The 16,590-nt window shown below is 69.0% G+C and carries 12 protein-coding genes; 4 read left to right on the top strand and 8 right to left on the bottom strand.

Annotation, left to right across the window (positions count from 1 at the left end; translation table 11 throughout):
* Positions 1-55: 55 nt before the first annotated feature.
* The 7 genes from KLK06_RS29990 to KLK06_RS29960 form a co-directional block, all read right to left on the bottom strand.
* Positions 56-913, bottom strand: a complete 858-nt coding sequence (locus KLK06_RS29990) for a family 3 encapsulin nanocompartment shell protein (RefSeq protein WP_214638967.1) — start codon at positions 911-913, stop codon at positions 56-58.
* Between the two features lie 12 nt (positions 914-925).
* Positions 926-1,648, bottom strand: a complete 723-nt coding sequence (locus KLK06_RS29985; protein WP_214638966.1) for a hypothetical protein — start codon at positions 1,646-1,648, stop codon at positions 926-928.
* The gene (locus tag KLK06_RS29980; RefSeq protein WP_214638965.1) at positions 1,645-2,628 is read right to left on the bottom strand and encodes an aldo/keto reductase; all 984 of its coding nucleotides are present in this window, start codon (positions 2,626-2,628) and stop codon (positions 1,645-1,647) included. The genes KLK06_RS29985 and KLK06_RS29980 overlap by 4 nt, the downstream gene beginning before the upstream one ends.
* A gap of 20 nt (positions 2,629-2,648) precedes the next feature.
* Entirely contained in the window at positions 2,649-5,702 is a 3,054-nt protein-coding gene (locus KLK06_RS29975) for an amino acid adenylation domain-containing protein (RefSeq protein WP_214638964.1), read from the bottom strand.
* 82 nt (positions 5,703-5,784) lie between these two features.
* Positions 5,785-6,927 carry an FAD-binding oxidoreductase gene (locus KLK06_RS29970; RefSeq protein ID WP_214638963.1) on the bottom strand — a complete coding sequence of 381 codons (1,143 nt, stop codon included), beginning with the start codon at positions 6,925-6,927 and terminating at the stop codon, positions 5,785-5,787.
* A gap of 403 nt (positions 6,928-7,330) precedes the next feature.
* Complete coding sequence (locus KLK06_RS60260) at positions 7,331-7,843, bottom strand: calmodulin-binding protein (protein WP_250906186.1); 513 nt, start codon at positions 7,841-7,843, stop codon at positions 7,331-7,333.
* 103 nt (positions 7,844-7,946) lie between these two features.
* Positions 7,947-8,558, bottom strand: a complete 612-nt coding sequence (locus KLK06_RS29960) for a helix-turn-helix domain-containing protein (RefSeq protein ID WP_214638962.1) — start codon at positions 8,556-8,558, stop codon at positions 7,947-7,949.
* A gap of 152 nt (positions 8,559-8,710) precedes the next feature.
* Between KLK06_RS29960 and KLK06_RS29955 the strand changes: the two genes are divergently transcribed.
* The 3 genes from KLK06_RS29955 to KLK06_RS63145 all read left to right on the top strand — a co-directional run bounded on the left by KLK06_RS29955 (position 8,711) and on the right by KLK06_RS63145 (position 11,671).
* The gene (locus KLK06_RS29955) at positions 8,711-10,264 is read left to right on the top strand and encodes an NCS1 family nucleobase:cation symporter-1 (protein WP_214638961.1); all 1,554 of its coding nucleotides are present in this window, start codon (positions 8,711-8,713) and stop codon (positions 10,262-10,264) included.
* Positions 10,264-11,001, top strand: a complete 738-nt coding sequence (locus KLK06_RS29950; protein WP_214638960.1) for an aspartate/glutamate racemase family protein — start codon at positions 10,264-10,266, stop codon at positions 10,999-11,001. Before KLK06_RS29955 ends, KLK06_RS29950 begins: the two co-directional genes overlap by 1 nt.
* 124 nt (positions 11,002-11,125) lie before the next feature.
* Positions 11,126-11,671 carry an ATP-binding protein gene (locus tag KLK06_RS63145; RefSeq protein ID WP_374197158.1) on the top strand — a complete coding sequence of 182 codons (546 nt, stop codon included), beginning with the start codon at positions 11,126-11,128 and terminating at the stop codon, positions 11,669-11,671.
* 232 nt (positions 11,672-11,903) lie between these two features.
* On the opposite strand, the gene KLK06_RS29940 is transcribed toward KLK06_RS63145, so the two are convergent.
* Entirely contained in the window at positions 11,904-13,967 is a 2,064-nt protein-coding gene (locus tag KLK06_RS29940; protein ID WP_214638958.1) for an NB-ARC domain-containing protein, read from the bottom strand.
* Positions 13,968-14,193: 226 nt separating this feature from the next.
* Here KLK06_RS29940 and KLK06_RS29935 point away from each other — a divergent pair, with 226 nt between their 5' ends.
* Positions 14,194-16,557 carry a LuxR C-terminal-related transcriptional regulator gene (locus KLK06_RS29935; RefSeq protein ID WP_214638957.1) on the top strand — a complete coding sequence of 788 codons (2,364 nt, stop codon included), beginning with the start codon at positions 14,194-14,196 and terminating at the stop codon, positions 16,555-16,557.
* The last annotated feature ends 33 nt before the right edge of the window (positions 16,558-16,590 follow it).

Here is a 16,590-nt window from a genome sequence, read left to right as displayed (position 1 = left end):
ATTGCCATGAAATTCAAAGTACGGCACATAGGGCGATTCATCGCCGGCCGTCTGATCAGGGTTTCTCCGCAGGAGTGACGAGGAAGAACAGCGTCGGGAGATGGACCGCGACTCCCTCCCAAACCTCCGCGCAGACGGCCACCCCCGGCCGGGCGAACGTGCCGGGCGGCGGCTCGGCCACGCGGATCACCGAGCGACGCCCGTCGAGCAGCCTGGCCGCCACGGAGATGTCACCGACGAGGGCGGACCCCGGGCTGATCCACCGGTTACGGCAGATCTTCATGCCGTTGCCCGTCGCCAGGTCCGCCAGCAAGCCGTTGCGGCCGACGAGCCAGTGGTAGTAGTCGTTCGGGTTGATGATCATCGCGTGCGGTGTGGCCCCCGACTGCTCGACCTCGTCACAGGCGGCCAGAATCCCGGCGACGTAGTCGGTGTCGTAGGGGAGCCGGGCGATCTCCGGGTGGTGGAGCAGGTGGTTGGTCAGCGCGAGGTTCTCCGCGGTGGCGAGCCGTACCAGTAATCGGTAGTCGAGGAAGGTGGCCAGCGCGGCCGGGTCGTCGGCCAGCCCGTCGGGGATCTGCACCCACGCCTGGATCGGGTGCACCCCGGCCTCGGCCATGCCGAACCTGAACGCCGCCTCGCGGCGGACGTCGGCGTCGCGTACCGCCTTCCGCTCCTCTTCGCTGGGCGGGGACTCCGTCCAGAACCGGGCGACGTCGTCGGCGGGGCGGACCTTGAGCAGGTTGCGCACGGTCAGCCGGGGCCGGTCCTTGGTCGGCTCGTGTGCCTCGGTGATGGTGTAGTCGAAGGTCACCTCCGCGTGGCGGGGATCGGCCGCGAACGCCCGCGCGAATGCCTCGCCCGGGGACTGCTTCACGGTCGGCGCGCCGGCTGGGGCTGTGTCCGTTGACATTGATGCTCCCGGTCAGAAGTCGTGCTGGATGAGCCGCTGGTAGAAGGGCAGATGGTGGTCGTAGAAGGCCTTGAGGGCGGGGTGGTTGTCGACGGTGTCCGGGTAGGTGTTCCGGCGGTCCTCGAAGCCGGCGCTGCTGCTCGCGTCGAGATGCCATCGGCGGGTCCGCCGCCACTCGGGCCGATCCCCGGAGTCCCACGTGAGCGCCCGGGGGAGGAACGGCAGGCCGGCGTACGCGCAGAAGACCTCGGCCACCTTCGCCGGCTCCCGCACCAACCGCTCCGTGCGGATGACGAGCGGCTCGCGCCCGGTGGCCGACCAGACCAGCTCGAACAGCCGGTACAGGCGCTCGTAGCCGATCTCCGCGCAGGTCACCGCCGGTTTGATCGCGTAGTGCGAGCTGATGGTCGGCTTGGGGTCGCGGACGATGAACGTGTGGACGATCCCGGCGAGCTCGTCGGGGTGGTCGAAGAGGTAGGGGTACTCGTAGTCGAGGACCTCCTTGACGAACGCCGGACGGACCCGGGCCAGCTCCTTGAGGCCGGTGAGGAGCTCCTTCTCGGAGCGTGCCGTTGCCTGGCCGCCGTCCGGCGACGGAAGCGGGACCGCTCCCTCCTCGGTCAGGGCGAGGAACGGCTCGTGCAGGACGGCCACGTCGCCGCGCTCGATCATCATGCGCTCGAACGCCGTCGAGGCGGAGCGGGAGTGCGCCCACATGATGATCACCGGGTTCACCCCGACCACCAGGCCGGGACGCGGTCCCAGCGGTGCCGGCGGAGCTCCTGGAGCAGCGGGTCATCGAGCGGCCGGCCATCGCTGACGGCGAGGTTCGCCCGTACATGTGCGGGTCGGCGCATGCCCGGGATGACCGTGCTGACCGCCGGATGATTGAGGATGAACCGGAGGGCGAGCTCGGGGAGCGACATGCCCTCGGGGACGGCCGCCTTGAGGCGCTCGGCCCGCTCGACGCTCGGCCGGAGATTCTCCGCGCAGAAGTAGGTGCTGCGCCAGTCCTCCTCCGGCCAGGTGCTGCCGGCGCTCAGCGTGCCGGTGAGCGTGCCCTCGTCGAACGGGACGCGGGCGATGATCCCGATGCCGTCGCGCAGCGCGCGGTCGAACAGCTCGTCCTCGGGCGCCTGGTCGAAGATGTTGTAGATCACCTGGATGACGTCGATGAGGCCGGTGTCGAGGGCGGCGAAGCAGTTGGCCGGTTCCCACCGGTTGACGCTGATGCCGACCGCGTCGATGACCCCCTCACGCTTGAGGTCGGTGACGGCCTCCTGCCAGCGCTCGTCGCCCGCCCACCGGTCCTCCCAGGTGTGGAACTGCATCAGGTCGATGCGCGGCACGCCAAGGTTCTCCAGGCTCTTGTGGGTGTACTCCTTGATGTGGTCCGCGGGGTAGGCGTCGTCGAGGGTGTCGTCCGGTCCCGGCGGCCATTCGCGGTTCTTCGGGGGGATCTTCGTGGCTACGTACAGCTTCCGGCCGGGATGTCGGCGGAGCAGCGCGCCGAGCAACTGTTCGCTGATCCCTCGCCCGTACACCCAGGCCGTGTCGAAGAAGGTGCAGCCCAGCGCGACGGCCTCGTCGAGGCAGCGCGGGGCGACGTCGTAGTCCCAGCCGGTGAAGTTGCCGGGGCCGCCGCCGATGCCCCACATGCCGTATCCGACCTCGCTGACTTCCCAGCCGAGGTTTCCCATCTTGCGGTGTCGCATCCCTTGAACCCTCTGTCTTGTCAGCCGGTAGGCACCTGTCGATGTCCTTTCACCGCGCGGCCGCTCGCCAGCCGGGCGTGGTACGCGGTGATCGAGCCGTCCAGGCTGCCGTCGTCGAGCTGCCACCGCTGCTCGAGCCGGCGGCACTCGTCTTTGCGGAACAGCGCGGGATTGTCGGTCAGCAGACCGGCGAACGCCCGCTTCAGTCCGTCCTCGTCCGTGCCCTGCGGGCTGGGCAGGAGTGACGCGAGCGTGGTCAGCTCGCGGTCAGAGCTCGCCCGGCCCGCCTCGCGCACCAGCGTCACGAAGTCCCCGCACGGGATCGGTGCGATGGCCGCGCCCGCGCGCAGCAGGACGTCGTCGAAGCAGACGCTCTCCGCGCGGAAGACGTGCAGGGTACGGCCCCAGGCGGCACGATCGCACACCGCCGCGGCCACGCGTGCCGCCACATAATCGACCGGGGTGTAGTCGGACCGCGTGGCGACGTCCGGCCGGACGCCCAGCCGCAGGAAGGCCGACAGCAGCAGATGGGTGAACGCCACCGGATTCGGATATCCGTTGTCCGCGCTCGGCATCACCTCGCCGAGCCTGAGCACGGTGACCAGCGCGCCCCGGCGCCGGGCCTCGGCGAGGTAACGTTCGGCGATCCACTTGGACCGGCTGTACCCGCCGGCGGGCGTCCTGGCGAGGGACGGTTCGTAGTCCTCGGGGAGGCGGTCGTCCTGCCGGAGCGCCTCGTCCTGGAGCGCCGCGAGCGTCGACACATAGTGCACCGGTACGGGCCGGTAGGCCATCCCGAGCCGGACCAGCTCGATGGTGCCCCGGACGTTGATCTGACGATGGGCGCGGTAGTCGAACAGGAAGTTGACCAGGGCGCCGTTGTGGAGCACCAGGTCGCAGGTGCGTGCCAGGTGTTCCCAGGTACGGGGGGCCAGCCCGAGGCCCGGTAACGCCAGGTCGCCCGCGTACCCCTCGAGCCGGTCGGCGAACCGCGGCTCCCACAGCCCCCGCTCGATGAGCGCCTCGACGACCCGCGCGGTCGCGCCGGTGTCGTCGGCGGCCCGGGCGAGGCAGCGTACCCGCAGGTCAGTGTGGGCCAACAGCTCATGGACCAGGCGGCTGCCGACGAAGCCGGTCGCCCCGGTGACCAGGACGGTCCGCAGCCTCCCCGACCGGTCGGCGGGCCGGATGGGCTCGCCCTCGGGCACCGTCGGGTCGCGGGCCATGAGCACGGACTCGTCCTCGATGGCCACGCCGTCGCGCCGCCGCCGTTCGATCAGGGGGGTCAGCTCGTCCGCTGTGGGGTGGTCGTACAGGTCCTTGACGTCGACCCGTACGCCGCACTCCGCGGTGATCATGTGCACCACGGACAAGGCCTGGATGGAGTCGCCGCCCGCCTCCGCGAAGTGCGCGTCGGCCGTGAGGCCAGGCCGGCCGAGCGCCGACCGCAGCGTCCGCAGGACCTGGTCGGCCAGGGTCGCCGTCGGCGCGCTCTCGGCCAGCCGGGCGGTGTCCTCGGCGAGCCGGCCGTCGAGGACCGCCTGGAGCCGCCCGCGGTCGACCTTGCCGTTGTCGTTCAGCGGCATCTCCGGCAGCAGGAAGAAGTAGCGGGGCATGCTGGTCCTGGGCAGGGTGCGGCGCAGGTGCTCGCTGAGCCCGGCCTCGGTCAGCCCGCTGCCGGAGGCGAACAACGCCAGCGCCTTCGTCCCTGCCTGCTCGGCCACCAGGACCTCGGCCTGCCGTACACCGGGGCACTTCTCGGCCGCCACCTCGATCTCGCCCAGCTCGATCCGGACACCGTGGATCTTGACCTGGAAGTCCTTGCGCCCGGAGAAGAACAACCGGCCCTCGTCATCCAGGTGACCGAGGTCGCCGGTGAGGTAGAGCCGGTCTCCAGGGATGTTCGCCGGAAACGGATTACGGACGAACGCCTTGGCGGTGGAAGTGGGGTCACCCAAGTACCCTTCACCGAGGCAGGCGCCACCGATGGCGATCTCGCCGGTGGCGCCGGGCGGCGCCGGACGCAGGTCGTCGTCGACCACCACGGCATAGCAGTTGTCGATCGGGCGGCCCAGCGGAATCGTGTCCCCATCGGCCGCGGACACGCGGTGGAAGACCATCCCGATGGACGCCTCCGTCGGCCCGTAGCCATTGGTCACCTGAAGGCCCGGCAGCAGCGTCATCAGCCGGTGCACCGCCCGCGAGTTGACCGCCTCGCTGCCGACGATGAGCCGCCGGAGCGACGCGAGCTTCCGCAGCGCCTGCTCGTCGCTGTCCACGATGGCCACCAGCGCGTTGAAGACGCTCGAGACGAAGTCCGCGGTCGTGATGCCGTACTCGGCGATCAGGTCGATGGTGTGCTGCAGGTTGAGGAACTCTCCCTGCACGGGCAGGACGGTGTGGCCGCCCGTGGTCAGCGGCCAGAACAACTGCCAGAGCGAGGAGTCGGAGGTGTGCCTGCTGTTCTGCAGGACCACGTCGTCACCGGTCGCGGCGAAGTACCGCGTCATGAAGCGAAACCGGTTGGTCAACCCCGCGTGCCGGTTCATCGCGCACTTCGGCGTGCCCGTGGTGCCCGAGGTGAAGTAGCCGTAGATCAGGTCATCGGGGCCCACCGCCACCCCCGCGCGCCGGGGCGTCGGGTCGATCCGGCCGACCTCGACGGTGACCGCGCGATGCCGTAACTCCCGCGGCAGCGCATCGGCATCGGCGCACAGGATCGGCCCGGGCGGCAGCACCCCGAAGGTGCTGCGGATCCGGTCCTCCGGCCACGACGGGTCGAGCGGTACGAACGCCGCCCCCAGCTTCATCAGCGCCAGGTAGGTGACGGGCAGTTCCAGAGAGTTGACCAGCAGGACCGCGACCACATCGCCCTTGCCCACATCGTGCTCGGCCAGCGTGACCGCCAGGCCGTTCACCAGCTCGTCCAGCCGCCGATAGGTGAGCATCCGGCCGTCGAACGACACCGCCGGGCGCTCGGGATGGCGGTCCACCTGCTCCTCGATCAGCGCCCAGATCGGTTGGAACGCACCGAAGTCAACTGCTTGGCCAGCAAAGCTCCGGAGTCCGGTCATCTCCACCTCTCCCCAAGGAATGCCCCCATGCCGGCCGGGCCCCTTCTGGACCTGAGCCGGTGCCACGCCCCTGGCGCCTTACTCATAGGCGTTCCATGCCGTTCCATGTGCGCTGGTCAAGCAGGGGGCGTTCCGGTGAGAGGTGGGCGTACGCGACATCCGGCGGCGTGCGCCGCGCCGCCGCGGCAGCGATCCGGCCGACGGCGGGTGCGGTCTGCACCCCGTAACCACTGAGCGCGGCCAGCCAGACGAAGCCCGGCGCGTCCGGTGCCTCGCCGACCACCGGCGTCTCGTCCGCCACCGCGCTACGCAGGCCGGCCCACGCGTGCCGGACACTGCGGATCTCCAACGTGGTGGCCTTGTGTAATCGCTCTACCGCGATCGCGACGTCAAGGTCCTCGGGACGGACGTCACCGGGCGGCATCGGCGTCGCGTCGGCCGGCGAGATGAGCAGCCGTCCCGACTCGGGCTTGAAGTAGAAGGTGTCCGCCACGTCGGTGACCATCGGCCAGCGGGTCGCGTCGAGTCCGCCGGGCAGATCGACGAGGAAGGCGGTGCGGCGCAGCGGCCGCAGTCCGACGGGCCGCACCCCCGCGAGCACGGCCACCTCGTCGGCCCACGCCCCGGCCGCGTTGACCAGGATCGGCGCGGCGAACTCGGCCGCGTCGGTGGCCGCCCGCCAGAGCCCGCCGCGCCGGGACAGACTCCGCACCCGCGCCGAGGTGATCACCTGGCCGCCGCGCGCCCGGATGCCGCGGAGAAAGCCCTGGTGGAGCGCGTCCACGTCGATGTCCATCGCCGCGGGTTTCAGCAGGGCGCGGCTGTACCATCCGGACCGCACGATCGGGCAGTGCCGACGCACCTCGTCCGGATCGAGCTCACGGACCGGGGTGGGGGCCGACAGCCCGTCGGCCAGCATCTCGGCGAACCGCTCCGCCGCGTCCACCGCGCCCGCCGGGCACAACGTCAGCACGCCACGCGGGGTCAGCAGCGGACCGTCCGCGAAGCCGGGCGGTGGTGTGGTGAGAAACGGGCGGCTCGCGGTGGTAAGCGCTCGTACGGCCTGATTGCCGAAATACTCGGAGAAGAGCGCGGCCGACCGTCCGGTCGCGTGGTAGCCGGGGGCGTGCTCCATCTCGAGCAGCGTCACACTGCCGGACTCAGCGAGGAAGTATCCCGCGCTGGCACCGGCCATCCCGCCGCCTACGACGAGAAAATCTCTCACGGTGGTAATCGATCATATTTCGGGCCGGATTCGCAAATATTTTCTACATTTCCTGACTATTCGTTGATTATCCGGCGGGGATCTTGCTGGCGCGGCCCGTGCGCGATAGGCGCAGGTAGCGGTTATGGTGCATGACATTAAGGGGAAGAAGATCTTCCGAAACCGATTATGGTCAAATTAGATAAACGGCTTGAAAGTGAGCTAGCTTTCCGTTTTCGGGATATGGACGTCTTTTAGTGGGTTTGGTGGATGCTGAATATTCTGGAGCGTTCCTGAGAGCTGTCGGCCGTCGGCCTTGCCTTTCAGACCGAAAACCTCCGCGGGCGTGACCGCGGAGGTTTTCGGCTGTGCGGAGGGTGGTTCGTGGCCGGGGCCGGCTTCCCGGCACCGTGCGGGGTGGTGGTCAGGCGGGGGTGGCCTCGCGGACCAGCCTCGAGGTCCAGGGGCAGAAGATGCAGCCGGGCAGGAAGGCGCCGCATGCCTCGTCGAGATGCTCCTCGACGTACGACACCGTCGCGTCACAGACCTCGATGGCCATCGCGAAGAAGTCGATCGAGTTCGGGTCGTAGTGGAAGCTCCAGTGCGGGTTGTACGGGGCCGGTCTCTTGACGATCCGGCCTACCACGTGCACCTCGTCCTTCTCCTCGCCCCTGAGGATCCGCCGGGCGTGCTCGATCTTGGTGGGGTCGGTGAGCTGGAAGACGAACGGCGCGTTCTCGATGGTGCGCATCTCGAAGTAGACCGGCGCGACCGCGGCGGCCCGCGACGCTGATGTGGCCTGCGCGCTCTGGAGGGACGCGGGCAGACACGAACGTGCCGTGGCGGCCTGAACCGGCGCGGCCGTAAGTGCGGTCGTGACTGAGACGAGCAACGCGGCGATGACGAGTGATGATGCCGCGCGGGTGGGGATGCGCATCGGCTGCCTTCCAGTCGGGAGAGGTCCTCTGCACCGATTCCCGGCGGCAAAACTACTTAACGTAACTGTTCGACTACATAAAGCTATCGAGTCGAGCGAAGGGTCAGTGATGCACGATCAGCCAGGTGGCGACGGCGGTGACGGTCTCCGAGCGGTTGCCGATGATGTGCGGCCGGCTGCACGGGAACGTGATCGAGTCGCCCTTGGCGAGGGTGACGACCTCCGACTCGAACTCGATCGTGAGCTCGCCGGCGGTGACGGTGCCGACCTCGTAGCCGTCGTGCTTCAGGAACTGGCCGTGGGCGGTGGAGACGGCCTGCGGCGGATAGGTCGACTCGAAGAACTCCACGTCGGGCGTCGGTACGGGGGAGAGCCGGCGGAAGGTCACACCTCCGCTGAGCTGGATGGCCGACACCTCCCACGAGCGGCGGATGGCGAACGCGCGGGCGTCCGCCGGCTCCTCCGGCTCGGCGGAGGCGGTGTCCGGCACGTCGAAGACGGCCGCGAGCGGCACGTCGATGGCCGAGACGTAGCCGATCAGCCTGCTCACCGACGGGCGCATCATGCCCCGCTCGATCTGGGAGACGGCGCTCGCCGAGATGCCCAGCTCGCGCGCCACCGCTCGCAGGGACTTCCCCGACTGGACGCGGAGGTCGCGAAGCCGCTGGCCGAGCAGCTCGTTGCTGACCGCTTCCATGCCCGTATCGCTGGCCATGACCTCCACACCAGTTGTCACAGGGGGTTAACGCGAACGCAATGGATTAAGGCATACGTTAACAGCAAGCGTTAAGCGCTGACTTAACACTTCGTGCGCACTCCCCAAACGGACCTTGATCCAGACCGCACACTACCCTCCAGGATGCCGCAATGACCGAATCCGGCGCCCCACCTCGGCCCAGTCCCGAAGCCCTGATCGAACCGGCGGGCACACCCGCCGAGTCCGGCTACGACCCTCGCCTGACGAACGAGGACCTGGCCCCGCTGAAGAACCAGAGCTGGACGTCGTACAACATCTTCGCCTTCTGGATGTCGGACGTGCACAGCATCGGCGGCTACGTCACCGCGGGCAGCCTGTTCGCCCTCGGCCTGGCGAGCTGGCAGGTGCTGTTCTCGCTCATCGCCGGCATCGTCATCGTCAACGTGTTCTGCAACCTGGTCGCCAAGCCCAGCCAGGCCACCGGCGTGCCGTACCCGGTGATCAACCGAGCCGTCTTCGGCGTGCTCGGCGCGAACATCCCCGCGATCGTCCGCGGCGCCATCGCCATCGCCTGGTACGGCGTGCAGACCTACCTCGCCTCGCAGTCGCTCATCATCATCTTCCTCAAGTTCTGGCCCGCCACGGCGGCGCTGAACGAGGGCGGCTTCCTCGGCCTGCCGCCGCTCGGCTACATCTGTTACGCCATCCTCTGGGTCGCGCAGGCGGCGGTGTTCTGGAAGGGGATGGAGGCGATCCGCCGGTTCATCGACTGGGCGGGGCCCGCCGTCTACGTCGTCATGGTCGTGCTCGCCATCTACTTGGTCAGCAAGGCCGGATGGGAGAACATCAGCCTGGACCTGTCCAAGGGCGAGAGTCTCGGCCTGGGCGAGTCCATCTCGGTCATGCTCGGCGCGATCGCGCTGGTGGTGTCGTACTTCTCCGGGCCGATGCTCAACTTCGGCGACTTCTCGCGGTACGGGCGCTCGTTCGCGGCGGTCAAGAAGGGCAACTTCCTCGGCCTGCCGATCAACTTCCTGTTCTTCTCGCTGCTGACCGTGATCACCGCGTCGGCCACCGTGCCCGTGTTCGGTGAGCTGATCACCGATCCGATCCACACGGTCCAGCGGATCGACACGCCGTTCGCGATCCTGCTCGGGGGCCTCACCTTCGTCCTCGCGACGGTGGGCATCAACATCGTGGCCAACTTCATCTCCCCGGCCTTCGACTTCTCCAACGTCAGCCCGCAACGCATCAGCTGGCGCACCGGGGGCATGATCGCGGCGGTGGGCTCGGTGCTGCTCACGCCCTGGAACTGGTACAGCAACCCGGACGCCATCCACTACACGCTGGGACTGCTCGGCGCGCTCATCGGCCCGCTGTTCGGGATCCTGATCGCCGGCTACTACGTCTGCGCCCGGCAGCGGGTATGGGTGGACGAGCTGTTCACCCTCGACACGGCCGGGCGCTACTGGTTCCGCAACGGCTACAACCCCAACGCGATCTGGGCGATCATCGCCAGCGGGCTGCCCGCCATCGCCTCCGTCCTCGTCCCGAAGATGCTGCTCGACCTCGGAGTCATGACGGTCGATCTGACGTGGATCGCCGACTACAGCTGGTTCATCGGCTGCGGGCTCGGGTTCGTCGCGCTGGTCGTGCTGGAGCGGCGCTCGCCCCGGATCGCCGCCGGTGATCAGGCGCTGGACGGAGCGGCCCAGGCGCGTTGATGACGCACATCAAGGTGATCAATCCCAACACCGCCCGAGCCATGACCGAGGCCATCGGCCTCTGCGCCCGGGCGGTCGCGGCACCCTCGACCACCATCACGGCGGTCAGCCCGAGCATGGGCCCCGCCTCCATCGAGAGCCACTACGACGAGGCGCTGGCCGTGCCGGGCCTGCTCGCCGAGATCGCGGCGGGCGAGCACGCCGGGGTCGATGGATACGTCATCGCCTGCTTCGGCGACCCGGGCCTGCCCGCCGCGCGGGAGCTGGCGTCCGGGCCCGTAGTGGGGATCGCCGAGGCGGCCATGCACGCCGCCACCCTCGTCGGCCGCGGCTTCAGCGTCGTGACGACCCTGTCCAGAACGGTCGGCCGCGCCTGGGACCTCGCCCATCAGTACGGCTTCGCCAACGCCTGCCGTGGCGTGCACGCCTGCGACATCCCGGTACTGGAACTGGACGATCCGGCCTCCGACGCGCGGCGCGTCGTCACCGAGCTGTGCGCCGCGGCCGCCGAGGCGGACGGGAGCGACTCGATCGTGCTGGGCTGCGCGGGCATGGCGGCGTTCTGCGCGGAGGTCTCACGTGAGGTGGGCTTCCCGGTGATCGACGGCGTCGCCGTCGCCACGAAGCTGGTGGAGGCGCTGGTCTCGCTCGGCCTGCGAACCAGCACGCGAGGTGAGTACGCCCCGCCGCGGCCCAAGGAGTACGCAGGTCTCCTGCGCGAGTTCACCGTCGAGTAGGTACCTACGTACTCGGAAATAGGTAGTGATATGGGGATTTATCACATCTCGTCATTGCGGGGCGTGAGAAAGGCTGGTGACCAATACCAGTTCCGCCCGGAAGTGAGGATCGAGGCTCCGCGCCATGTACAAGCACCAGCCCCCCAAGCCCGCCCCCCTACGTTCCCGACCGCGAGGCGCGATGCTTCGCCAGCTACTGCTTGGAGCAGGGATGGGGTCTGCGCTGTCTGGGGATGGTGTGCATGGCCGGCACAGGTTGGAGGATGACCGCCTCGCCGGAGCGCGACGGGCGGCCTCATGGAGGCTCCCGCACAAGCCTTGCTCCGTGCCCAAGGCGCGCCACCTGACCCGTGAACTGCTGAGCGACTGGGGATACACCGGCCAGGGCGAGGTCGCCGAACTGCTCGTCAGCGAGTTGGTCACCAACGCGCTGAAATACGTGCAGGGGACCGTCGACCTCAGCTTTTCCGCTGAGGACGGGCTGCTGCGTGTCGAGGTCGAGGACACCAATCCCGAACTGCCGCGCGTGCGCACACCCCGCCCGGACGACGAGAGAGGACACGGGCTCCGCCTGGTCGAGTTGCTGTCGTGCTGCTGGGGCACCGTCCGCACCGGCCGGGGAAAGGTCGTCTGGTTCGAATTGCCGGCCTGTGCCATCGCCGAAGGCTGAGCCCGCAAGCCCGCACTCCTGAAAGGCAACGAGAGAGAGTCCATGCGTCAGATCCGGGTCCGCAAGCGCCCCATCCGCACCACAGACGACCGGCCAGATCTGCGGACGCCGTCAGGACGGCGGCTGCCGTACTGATCTATGAACCATATTGAACCCCCTCAGAAGGAACGCCGGAGTCGATCGGGTCACCGCCGAGATCGGCCCGGCGTTCCCTTCTGATCTCGGGCAGCGGTCATTCGGTGTCGGACTGCTTGATCGCATAGGTGATCGCGCGCTCCACCCCGAGCCGCGACCCTTGGCGGAAGACCGCCGAGAACACCCGCCCACCCAGTTCTTCACGTGCCCGCGCCATGCACTGCTCGTGCCCGCGCACGTGCGGGAACAGCCGGGTCGGCGAGGCGCCCATCGCCCGCCACAGCGGGTGGGCGGCGCCGAGTATCCGGGCCGCGCGCTCATACCGGCCCTGCGCGCAGGCGGTCCAGGCCAGGACCTCCAGGCATTGCGTGAGGCCCCACCGGTCGTTGATCAAGCTCCGCGACTCGGTCGCCTCCCTCATCAGGGACTCGGTCCTGCGCCAGTCACCCTGGTTCCACGCGGCGATGCCCAAGGCGAACAGCGCGTACCCGCGTGACACCTGGGCCTGCCGCGCCTCGGACAGCGCGAGGAACCGCTCGCTCAGGCTGATGCCGAGCTCCGGCACCTCGGCCGAGCCATAGGCGGCGGCATAGAAGAGATTGATGCTGGCGGCGTCGATATCGCCGCCGGCCAGGTGTCCGGCGCGCGCCTCCTCCAGGAGCGCGAGACCTTGCTTGGGATCACCTGCCGAGAACGCGGCGATGCCCGATACCTGGGTGGCGAACGCGAGAGCCGACGTGTCACCCAGCCGCCGGGCCACATCATGACATTCCGCGAGCCGCGGCATGGCCGTCTTCAGGTCGCCCTGATGGAGGGCGAGCAGGCCGTCGACCCACAGGGCGTTGGCCCGCTCGGTGCTCGCCTCCGGCACGAGTCGCAGGCCACGCTCCAGCCAGTGCCGGCCCTCGGTGATGGAGCCGGCGATGATCCAGAAGATCCACAGCGCCGAGGCGATCTCCAGCCCCACAGCGGGCCGGCCGGCCCGGCCGAAGCACAGGTCGAGCGCGACGCGCACGTTGGGACTCTCCAGTTGCAACGTCCTGAGGCCCTCGAGCTGACGGGGGGAGAGCCGATCCAACCGGTGCCGCTCGACCACGCGCCGGTAGTGCTCGATGTAGCGGCTGCCCAGCACCTTCGTCTCGGCGGAGGTCAGCCGCTCACGGCCGTACGCGCGGATGCTCTCGAGCATGTGGTAGCGCACCCCGAGCTCTCGCTGCTGCGCGATGAGCACGGATTTGTCCACCAGACCGGTGATCAGGTCGATGACGTCCGGCTGGTCGATCTCCGCTCCCGAGCAGATCGCCTCCGCCGCCTCCAGCTCGATGCCACCGGCGAACATCGACAGCCGGCTCCACAACCGCTGCTCGGCCGCGGAACACAGCCCGAAACTCCAGTCCAGGGTCCCGCGCAGCGACTGGTGCCGTGGCAGCGGGGAGGGGGCGTTCGCGGCCGGCACCTCGAAGTGTTGGTCCAGTTCCCGCATCAGCTGCTCCACCGGCGTCGTACGCAGCCGTACCGCGGCCAGCTCGATCGCCAGCGGGATGCCCTCAAGGCGCTGGGACAGCCGGGCCACCGTCTCGGCGTTGGCCGTGTCGACGGCGAACTCGGGTTGTACCTGAGCCGCTCGCTCCGCGAACAGGCGGACCGCGTCGTGGCGGAGGATGTCGCGTATCGCGGCGCCGGGGTCCGGTACCGACAGTGGCGGCACGTTCAGCACCTGCTCGCCGTACACGCCGAGCGCCTGCCGGCTGGTCGCCAGGATCCGCAGCCGCGGGGCGCCGCGCAGCAGCGAGCCCGTCAGGTGGGCACACGCCTCCAGCAGGTGCTCGCAGTTGTCCAGCACCAGGAGCATCCGTCGGTCGGCCAGGTAGTTCACCAGCGTGGTCATGGAGGAGGGGGCCATCTCCCGCAAGCCGAGCGCGGCGGCGACGGTCGGCTCCAGAAGGTCGCTGTCCTCGAGAGAGGCCAGCTCGACCAGCTCCACCCCGTGCGCGAACGTCCGCCGCAGGGCCTTGGCCACCTGCATGGCCAGCCGGGTCTTGCCGACTCCGCCGGTGCCCGTCAGGGTCAGCAACCGGGTGCCGCCCAGCATGCGCCGCACCGCCGACATCTCGTGCCTGCGCCCGATGAGGCCGGGTATGTCTACCAATGGACTCGACATGGTCGGCTCTTGGTGCCTGTCACCACCACATTCACCCTGCGTCGTAGGCGGGTCACCTGATGCTTCGGTAACCGCGCCATCACCACCAGGTTATGTCCACACGTCCAGATTCACCACCGCGCCATCGGCCCTGTGCGTATGAATCGGCCTGGGCATAATCTGGATAGTGAGAGGCCCGGATACCGTGCAGCGGTGACCTGCTGACCGGGCCGACAAGAAGGCGTCGATGGCAACGGTGGTAGCGGGCAACTCCCGGCGGCAGCAGATCGGCTGGCTGCCGGCCGAGGTGACGAGTTTCGTCGGACGTCGGCACGAGGTGGCCGAGGTCAAACAGCTCCTGTCCACATCCCGTGCGGTGACCCTGCTCGGCGTGGGCGGGGTGGGCAAGACCCGGCTGGCCCTGCGCGTGGGGAACGAGGTGCGGCGGGCGTTCCGCGACGGCGTCTGGCTGGTCGAACTCGCCGCGCTGACGGATCCGGACCTGCTCGCCCAGGTCGTGGCCGAGGCCCTGGAGATTCGCGACCATACCGTCTGTTCGCCCATGCAGGTGCTCATCGGGCATCTGCGCGACAAGCAGACGCTGCTGATCCTCGACAACTGCGAGCACCTGGTCAACGAGTGCGCCGTGGTGGCCGAGACGCTCCTGCGTGCCGCCCCTGAGCTGCGGATCCTGGCGACCAGCCGACAGGCGTTGGGGATCACCGGCGAGCAGACGCTGCCCGTGCCGACGCTTCCGCTGCCGGTCTCCGACCATCCGGGGATGCCCATCGAGGCGCTCATGCAGTGCGACGCGCTGCAGCTGTTCACGGAGCGGGCCCGGGCCATCCTGCCGACGTTCGCCATCACCGAGGACAATCAGGACGCCGTGCTGCGGATCTGCCGCCGGTTGGACGGCCTGCCGCTGGCCATCGAGCTGGCGGCGGTCCGGCTGCGGGCGCTTTCGGTCGGGCAGCTACTCGACCGGCTGGACGACCGGTTCCGGCTGCTCACCGCGGGGTCGCGGGCGACGCTGCCCCGCCACCAGACGCTCCGCGCGATGATCGACTGGAGCTTCAGCCTGTGTTCGGAGCGGGAGCGGCTGCTGTGGGAGCGCGCGTCGGTGTTCGCCGGCAGCCTGGATCTGGAGGCGGCGGAGGCGGTCTGCTCCGGCGACGGCCTCAGCCGCGAGGACGTCATCGACCTGGTGATCGGCCTGGTCGACAAGTCCGTCTTCCTGCGGGAGGAGCACCGTCCCGGCGTGCGGTACCGGCTTCTGGACACGATCCGTGAGTACGGCCGCGAACGGCTCATCGCCTCGGGCCAGGAGATGGCGCTGCAACGGCGACACCGCGACTACTACCGGGCAGTGGCGGCCCGGGCGCGGGCCGAATTGTTCGGCCCGTCGCAGGTGACCTGGTTCACCCGGCTGCAGCTCGAACACGCCAACCTGCGTACCGCTCTCGAAAGCTACTACGGCGACTCGGAGGAGGTCAGGGCCGGCCTGGGCATGGCCGCCGACCTGCTCTATCACTGGATCACCAGCTACTACCTCGCCGAAGGCCGGCGTTGGCTGGGCCGGGGGCTGGTCCTGGACACCGAACCGGGCGAGGTACGCGCCAGGGCGCTGTGGGCCAACAGCTGGCTGGCCATCATCCAGGCCGACATCACCTCCGCCACGGCCATGCTGGACGAGTGCCGGGCTCTGGGGGAGCAGTTGGGGGACGAGCTGGTCCGCGGCTATGTCGCGCTCTATTCGGGCATGACCGCCATGTACCGCGGCGACACCGAATCGGCGATCAGCCTCTACGAAGAGGCGGTGGCGCGGCACCGCACCACCGAGGACCCGGTCGGTCTGGCCCTGGCCCTCATCCGGCTGTCCCTCGCGCACTCGTACCTGGGCGACTCGTCGCAGGCCATCGCCCTGGGCGAAGACTGCCTGGCCGTGTGCGACGCCTACGGGGAGGGCTGGCACAAGGCGTACACGATGATGGCGCTCGGCGTGGAGGTGTGGCGGCAGGGAGACCTCCACCGCGCGACCGAACTCGAGAAGCAGAGCCTGATCTTCAATCGCTCGCTCGACGATCCGCTGGGTGTCGGGGTCAATCTCGAGGTGCTGGCCTGGATCGCCGCGACGGAGAGGCATTACCCGCGGGCCGCCCGGCTGCTGGGGATCCTGGAGACCGTCTGGCGGTCGATCGGCGCGCCACTGTCCGGGTTCGGGCACCTGGTGCGCTATCACGACGAATGCGAGAGCCGTACGCGCCATGCTCTCGGAGACTCGGCCTTCGACGCCGCGGTCAAGCGAGGTGCCCGGCTCTCCTACGATGAGGCGCTCGGCTACGCGCTCCAGGAGGACACTCCCCCCGACGAGAAGGCGCAGGCGGACCCGGCGCGGCTCACCCGCCGCGAGAGGGAGATCGCCGCGCTGGTCGCCCAAGGGATGACCAACAAGCAGATCGCCGCGGCACTGGTGATCGCCCAGCGCACCGCCGAAGCGCACATCGAGCACATCCTCAACAAACTCGGTTTCAACTCACGCGCCCAGATCGCCGTGTGGGTCGGGGATCAGGCCCGAGCCGCGGATGAGGAGTCCGGGGACGCGCGCGGTTGACCGAATCCGGTTGGTTCATCGTCCCCTGGGGCT

The organism is Nonomuraea sp. NEAU-A123 (assembly GCF_018603905.1).
Taxonomy (GTDB): Bacteria; Actinomycetota; Actinomycetes; order Streptosporangiales; family Streptosporangiaceae; genus Nonomuraea.
This window is presented reverse-complemented; position numbering and strand designations above follow the sequence as displayed.